At 67.2% G+C, this 7,112-nt stretch carries 7 protein-coding genes; all 7 read left to right on the forward strand.

What is annotated here, in order from left to right; genetic code table 11:
• Positions 1-826, forward strand: an 826-nt coding sequence (locus AC1VTH_RS05385) for a cell division protein FtsZ (protein ID WP_481335118.1), incomplete at its 5' end; no start/stop codon positions are given.
• Positions 827-864: 38 nt separating this feature from the next.
• Positions 865-1,629 (forward strand): purine nucleoside phosphorylase YfiH/LACC1 family protein, encoded by a 765-nt coding sequence (locus tag AC1VTH_RS05390; protein WP_481335120.1) that lies wholly within the window; start codon positions 865-867, stop codon positions 1,627-1,629.
• 8 nt (positions 1,630-1,637) lie between these two features.
• Positions 1,638-2,459: a phosphate ABC transporter substrate-binding protein gene (locus AC1VTH_RS05395; RefSeq protein ID WP_481335121.1), complete on the forward strand. Its 822-nt coding sequence runs from the start codon at positions 1,638-1,640 to the stop codon at positions 2,457-2,459.
• Between the two features lie 4 nt (positions 2,460-2,463).
• Complete coding sequence (gene pstC, locus AC1VTH_RS05400) at positions 2,464-4,428, forward strand: phosphate ABC transporter permease subunit PstC (RefSeq protein WP_481335123.1); 1,965 nt, start codon at positions 2,464-2,466, stop codon at positions 4,426-4,428.
• Position 4,429: 1 nt separating this feature from the next.
• Positions 4,430-5,233, forward strand: a complete 804-nt coding sequence (pstB, locus tag AC1VTH_RS05405; RefSeq protein WP_293674059.1) for a phosphate ABC transporter ATP-binding protein PstB — start codon at positions 4,430-4,432, stop codon at positions 5,231-5,233.
• A 55-nt stretch (positions 5,234-5,288) separates the two neighbouring features.
• On the forward strand, positions 5,289-6,128 hold the full coding sequence (locus AC1VTH_RS05410; protein ID WP_301829450.1) for a phosphate signaling complex PhoU family protein: 840 nt from the start codon (positions 5,289-5,291) through the stop codon (positions 6,126-6,128).
• Positions 6,118-6,885 carry a YggS family pyridoxal phosphate-dependent enzyme gene (locus AC1VTH_RS05415; protein ID WP_481335126.1) on the forward strand — a complete coding sequence of 256 codons (768 nt, stop codon included), beginning with the start codon at positions 6,118-6,120 and terminating at the stop codon, positions 6,883-6,885. The genes AC1VTH_RS05410 and AC1VTH_RS05415 overlap by 11 nt, the downstream gene beginning before the upstream one ends.
• The last annotated feature ends 227 nt before the right edge of the window (positions 6,886-7,112 follow it).

Consider the following 7,112-nt stretch of genomic DNA (forward strand, 5'->3'; position numbering starts at 1 on the left):
CAAGGCCGCCCTCGCCGGCGCCGACATGGTCTTCATCACCGCGGGCGAGGGTGGTGGCACCGGCACCGGCGCCGCCCCGATCGTGGCCGACATCGCTAAGAACGACGTGGGCGCCCTGACCGTCGCCGTCGTCACCAAGCCGTTCACGTTCGAGGGCCGCAAGCGCACCCAGAGCGCGCTGTCCGGCGTCGAGAACCTCTCGGCCAACGTCGACACGATCATCGTGATCCCCAATGACCGCCTGCTCGACATCGCCGAGAAGAAGACCACCATGCTCGAGGCCTTCCGCATGGCCGACGACGTGCTGTGCCAGGGCACCCAGGGCATCACCGACCTCATCACCGTCCCGGGCCTCATCAACCTCGACTTCGCCGACGTCTGCACGATCATGCGCGGTTCCGGCACGGCCATGATGGGCATCGGCATCGCCTCTGGCGACAACCGCGCCACCGACGCTGCTCAGGAGGCCATCTCGAGCCGCCTGCTCGAGAGCTCCGTCGACGGCGCCACCCGCGTGCTGCTCTCCATCGCCGGCAACAAGGACCTCGGCATCACCGAGATCTCCGACGCCGCCGACCTCGTTGCCTCCAACGTTGACCCCGAGGCCAACATCATCTTTGGCACGACCGTCGACGAGAGCCTTGGCGACCAGGTGCGCATCACCGTCATCGCCACGGGCTTCCAGGAGCCCAGCTCCCAGCCCTCGCTGCTGGGCGACTTCCACGCCCCGGCCGCTCCCGAGCCCGCTGCCCCCAAGCAGCCGGTGAGCGCCACGGGTTCCAAGGAGTTCGACATCCCTGACTTCCTGAAGCGCGGCCGCCTGTAATGCAGGTCCCCTCGCTTACGAGATATGTAGCGAACGGCGTGACCCTGCTCGGCGACACCAGTCGCCCGGGCGGGGTCACATTCGCGTTTACCGAGCGCACGGGTGGCGTCTCCAAGGCCCCCTACGCGAGCCTGAACCTCGGCAGCCGCTGCGGCGACGACCCTGCCTGCGTGGCGGAGAACCGCGCCCGCGCCCTTGCCGCCCTGGGTGCCGAGAAGATCGCGGCGAGCCTCGTCGAGCCGCGCCAGGTCCATGGCGACCACGTCGTGGTCGTTGACTCGTCCGCGCCCGAGGCCCTCGCGGCCGCCCGCGCGCAGGCCCAGGCCGGCGCCGACGCCATCGTCTGCACCGTGCCCGGGGTACCGGTGCTGCTGTGCTTCGCCGACTGCGTGCCCGTGGTGCTCATCGCGCCCGGGGCGTTTGCCGTGGTGCACTCCGGCTGGCGCGGCACGCTTGCGCGCATCTCGGCCAAGGCCGCGGCGGTGCTTGCCGAGGAGGCGGCCTGCGAGACGGCTGACATCTGCGCCTATGTGGGGCCGCACGCCTCTGCCGCCGACTACGAGGTCTCCGCCGAGCTGCTCGCTACGTTCGAGGATGAGTTTGGTACGATTGTTCATACTGCCGAAACGGAGAGAAACCTCGACCTCTCTGCGGCAATCCGGTGCGCGCTCACTCGGGTGGGCCTAGATAGTGCCCGCATCCTGGACGCGTGCCCCTCGACGGTCTCCAACACGGACCGTTTCTACTCCTACCGAGCTGAAGGAGGCATATGCGGTCGTCACGCTGCCATCGCCTACCTGTAGTGGGCTGCATGCTGGCGCTTGCCTGTTCCCTCGTGCTCGCGGGCTGCGCCGACTCTGGCTCGTCCAAGTCGCTGACGGTCGCGGGTTCCACCACGGTCCTTCCCATCGCCGAGATGGCTGCCGAGGGCTATGAGGAGCAGACCGGCACGAAGGTGCTCGTCTCGGGCCTGGGCTCATCGGCGGGCATCGAGGCCGTCACGAACGGGACGGCAGACATCGCCACCTCGAGCCGTAACCTCACGGCCGAGGAGTCGAGCCACGAGCTCGTCGCCACGGTCATCGCCCATGACGGCATCGCCGTCATCGTGAACCCGGACAACCCCGTCGCGAACCTCACCACCGAGCAGCTGCGCGACATCTACGCCGGCAAGATCACGAACTGGAGCGAGGTCGGGGGAGAGGACCTGCCCATCCAGGTCGTGAACCGCGACGAGGCCTCGGGTACCCGCGAGGCGTTCCGCACCCTCGTCATGGACGGCGTCGAGTTCGACCGCTCGGCCGCGGTCCTACCGGGCACTGGCCAGGTGCGCGACGTCGTGAGCCGCACGCCGGGCGCCATCGGCTACATCTCCATCGGCTTCGTCGAGAGCGACTACGCCACCACCTCGGTCAAGTCCGTGGCCATCGACGGCGTCGACGCCACCGAGGACAACGTCGAGAGCGGCGCCTACCCCATCTCGCGCGACCTCTACTTCTTCACCAACGGTGACCCGCAGGGCGAGGCCTACGGCTACATCTCCTACGTCCTGTCCGATGACATGGACCAGGTCATCCGCGACGCGGGCTACATCCCCGCTCACAAGTTCGCTGCTACCGAAGAGGGGAAGTGAGCCCATGAACGAAGAGATGGAGGAGAGCGTAGCCAGCTCGAACCTCAAGCAGGTCTCTAAGTCGACCCGCCTCAAGGAGCTTGCCCTCAAGAACCTGTTCCTCACCTGCGCATGCGTCGCGGTTCTCGCGGTCGTGCTCATCTTCGTGTTCACCTTCTGGAAGGCCATTCCGGTCCTCACCGACATCGGCCTGGGCGAGTTCTTCAGCCTCAAGTGGGCGCCCACCGAGGGCAGCTACGGCATTCTGGCGCTGCTCGCCGGCTCGGGCATCGTCACCGTGGGCGCGCTCGCCATCGGCGTGCCGCTCGCCGTGGGCTGCGCCGTCTTCCTCACCGAGATCGCGGGAAAGCGCCTCGCCAATGTCGTGAGCACCGCCGTCGACCTGCTGGCCGGTGTGCCTTCGGTCGTCTACGGCTTCTTTGGCCTCGTCATCCTGCGTCCGCTCGTCGCCAGCCTCACCGGTGGCCTGGGCTTTGGCGCGCTCACCGTGTGGCTCGTACTGGCCATCATGATCGTCCCCACGATCACGACCCTCACCATGGACGCGCTGCGCTCCATCCCCATGGGCATCCGCGAGGCGAGCTTCGCCATGGGCGCCACCCGCTGGCAGACGATCTACAAGGTCGTGCTGCCCGCCGCCAAGATGGGCATCGTCAACGCCGTCGTGCTGGGCATGGGCCGTGCTATCGGCGAGACCATGGCCGTGCTCATGGTCGTGGGCAACGCCCCGGTCATCCCCGGCGGCATCGCGAGCCCGCTGTCGACGCTCACGAGCCAGATCGCTCTCGACATGGGCTACTCGTCGGGCCTGCACCGCAGCGCCCTGTTTGGCATGGGCGCCGTGCTGTTCATCATCTCCGCCGCCCTCGTGGGCATCGTGCGCTTCCTGTCGAGCGCGCGCGAGAGCGGCCGTGGCCACTCGCGCCACCGCCGCGCCAAGGCGGCCGACCGCGCCGTCGTCGCCGGCGGCGTCAACTTCGACCACGCCGAGCAGCCCACCGAGCACGCCCCACAGGCCACCCTCACCGCAGATGACGTGACGCCCGTCACCGGCACCGTCACGCAGGTGAGCGAGGGCAGCCGCGCACGCATCAAGCGCCTGCTCGCCCAGGGAGCCAAGCCCGGCGCCAGCAAGAACAAGAACCGCACGAACGACGTCATGATCGGCGTGTTCCGCGCCGCCGGCGTCGTCACCGCCGCCGTTCTCGTCATGATCATCGCCTTCGTGGCCGTGAACGGCATGCCCGTGATGTCACTCGACTTCATCTTTGGCTGGCCTCACGGCGTCAACGCCGAGGGCGGCATCTTCCCCACGATCGTCTCGACGCTCTACGTCACGGCGCTCGCCATGCTCATCTGCACGCCCATCGCGGTGCTCGCGGCCGTCTACCTGGCCGAGTACGCCAAGCAGGGACGTCTCGTGACCTTCATCCGCTATGCGGCCGACACCCTCTCGTCGGTACCGTCGATTGTCATGGGCCTCTTTGGCTACGCGATGTTCGTCGAGGCTATGGGCCTTGGCCTGTCGATGCTCTCGGCCGCCCTTGCCCTGGCCCTCATGATGCTGCCCATCGTCATGCGTACCACCGAGGAGGCCATCCGCGCCGTACCCCGCTACATCCGTTGGGGCGCCTATGGCCTGGGTGCCACCAAGTGGCAGGTCGTCTCCAAGATTGTCCTGCCCAGCGCCTTCCCGCGCATCGCCACGGGCATCGTGCTTGCCATCGGTCGCGCCATCGGCGAGACGGCCGTCGTGCTCTACACCATGGGCCAGGCCATCAACCTGCCGCTCACCCCGCTCGACTCGGGCCGTCCCATGACGATTCACCTCTACCAGCTGGCAAACGAGGGCATCAACATGCAGGCTGCTTATGGCACCGCCCTGCTGCTCATGCTCATGATCTTGGCGTTCAACCTGTTCGCGCGCTACATCTCGCGCAGGTCTGCGTCGAAGGCGAAGGGAAACTAGCATGACCGTCTACCGACACGCGCCCAACAACGGCGATACGGGCATCCACGTCGAGAACTTCGACTTCTGGTACGGCGACTTCCACGCGCTCTCCGGCGTCACGATGGACCTCGCGCCCAACAAGATCACGGCCTTCATCGGTCCGTCCGGCTGCGGCAAGTCGACGTTCCTGCGCTGCCTCAACCGCATGAACGACCTCATCGAGGGCACGCACACCGCTGGCCTTATGTCCTTCGACGGCTCCGATATCTATGCCGAGGGCGTCGACCCCGTCGACCTGCGCCGCCGCGTGGGCATGATCTTCCAGCAGCCCAACCCGTTCCCCAAGTCGATCTACGAGAACGTGGCCTTTGGCCCGCGCCTTCTGGGCGTCAACAGCAAGAGCGAGCTCGACGGTATCGTCGAGGAGTCGCTCAAGCGCTCGAACCTCTGGAAGGAGGTCGCCGATCAGCTCGACAAGAACGGCCTTGCGCTCTCCGGCGGCCAGCAGCAGCGCCTCTGCATCGCGCGCACCCTGGCCGTGCAGCCCGACGTCCTGCTCATGGACGAGCCCTGCAGCGCCATCGACCCCACGAGCGTCCAGCGCGTCGAGGACCTCATGGCCGAGCTCTCGAGCGAGATGACCATCGTCATCGTGACCCACAGCATGCAGCAGGCCGCGCGCGTCTCCGACTACACGGCCTTCTTCCTGCAGGAGCACGCGGGCGAGCCCGCCGGTCTCATCGAGTACGGCGACACCAACGAGATTTTCAGCTCGCCAGCAGACCAACGCACCGAGGACTACATCACCGGCCGCTTCGGCTGATGCGGACCTAAGCCCCATCGCCCACCAAGCGACCAGCACCGCAAAGGAGTCACGCATGAGAGAGACGTTCAATCGCCAGCTCACCGAGATGCGCCAGGAGCTCGTCTCGATCTACGCCAATATCGACCTGGCGCTGCACGACGCCGTCGACGCCCTGTCCGAGGGTGACAAGGAGAAGGCCAAGGCCGTCAAGGCCACCACGCGCGAGATGGACGCTCGCTGCGCCGCGCTCGAGCAGAAGGCGTTCCTGCTCATCGCCACGCAGCAGCCCGTCGCGAGCGACCTGCGCCTCATCCAGTTCGTGATCTACGCCAACTTCAACCTGGCGCGCATGTCCAACCACGTGCGCAACATCGCAAAGACTGCCAAGCGCTGCGCCGGTCGCGCGGTGCCCGGCCAGCTCATTGACCTGCTCGCGAGCGAGGGGCACCTCGTCTACCGCGTGCTGTCGAACTGCGTCATGGCCATCGTCGAGGACGACCTGCGCCTCGCCGCTTCGCTGCCCGTGCTCGACGAGCCGGTAGACGAGCTCTACAAGCAGTTCTTCCGCTCGCTGGCCACCCTCGGCCCCGATGACGACATGGATGCCGCGAGCCGCGTGATCATGGCCTCGCGCATGCTCGAGCGCATCTCCGACAACGCCGTCGAGGTGGGCGAGAGGCTCGTCTTCCTGCTCACCGGCAAGCGCCGTAGCCTCGATGACCTGCGCGGCCTCGACGACGACGACCTGCAGGAGATGTACGCCACCCGCGGCGCCGGCTTTGCCCAGGAGCGCGACCTCGACGAGCAGCTGGCCCAGCAGATTCCCGAGGTCATGCTCGAGTCTGCCGTCGACGACGATGGCGCCGCAGACGACGTCGCCAGGAGTGCGGGCGATGAGGCCGATGAGCAGTAGCGGCCTCGATACCGGCGTGCCTGCGCCCGCGACCATCGAGGTCGACGAGGCCTGCCTCGCCTTCATGCGCGAGCGCCGCGCCGCTATTCTCGCGCGCCTCGAGGCCGCCTGCGCGCGCAGCGGCCGCAGCGCGTCAGAGTTGACGCTCGACGCCGTCTCCAAGACGGTGGGACCCGCCGAGGTGCTCGCCGCCATGCGCGCCGGCTATACGAGCTTTGCCGAGAACCGCCCGCAGGAGCTCGTGCGCAAGCTCGACGCCTTTGCCGCCGCGGGGATCGAGGCGGCACGCTTCGACATGATCGGCAACCTGCAGAAGAACAAGATCAACGCCGTGCTGGGCCGCGCCTCGCTCGTGCAGTCGATCTCGAGCCTGACCCTTGCCCAGGCCGTTTCGAGCCGTGCGGAGCGCGCGGGCCTCACCGTACCGGTGCTGCTCGAGTGCAACGTCTCGGGCGAGCTGTCCAAGGGCGGCTTTGCCCCCGACGAGGTGCGCGCCGCGGCAGACGAGCTGGTTGCGCTGCCGGCGCTCTCCATCGAGGGCGTCATGTGCATGGCCCCTGCCCACGACGCCGACGCGGCGCGTCGCACCTTCGCCGGTGCGCGCGAGCTCCGCGAGGAGCTTCGCGGTCGCATGGGCCTTGCGCTGCCCACGCTCTCCTGCGGAATGAGCGATGATTTCGAAATCGCGGTCGAGGAGGGCTCCACCCTCGTTAGACTGGGACGGATAGTGTTTTCTGCCGAGTACGACCTCGCCTAGGGGTCGTCTGGTTGGGGCGCTTGCGCCCTCACAGGACTTGGGGACATCATGGGATTTCTCGACAACATTAAGAACAAGCTCCAGCCCCGCGACGACTACTACGACGACGGCGGCTATGACAACGGCTACGACGACGGCGGCTATGACAACGGCTACGACGACGGCCAGTACTACGACGAACACACGGTCTCCCAGCTCCTCGACGGCGCCGTCAATGCCGCAGGCAA

The sequence above is a fragment of the Parolsenella sp. genome (genome assembly GCF_982402205.1).

Coding starts and splice junctions, on each gene's coding strand:
- AC1VTH_RS05395 (WP_481335121.1), top strand. CDS start 1,638: ATGCTGGCGCTTGCCTGTTCCCTCGTGCTCGCGGGCTGCGCCGACTCT.
- pstC (WP_481335123.1), top strand. CDS start 2,464: ATGAACGAAGAGATGGAGGAGAGCGTAGCCAGCTCGAACCTCAAGCAG.
- pstB (WP_293674059.1), top strand. CDS start 4,430: ATGACCGTCTACCGACACGCGCCCAACAACGGCGATACGGGCATCCAC.
- AC1VTH_RS05410 (WP_301829450.1), top strand. CDS start 5,289: ATGAGAGAGACGTTCAATCGCCAGCTCACCGAGATGCGCCAGGAGCTC.
- AC1VTH_RS05415 (WP_481335126.1), top strand. CDS start 6,118: ATGAGCAGTAGCGGCCTCGATACCGGCGTGCCTGCGCCCGCGACCATC.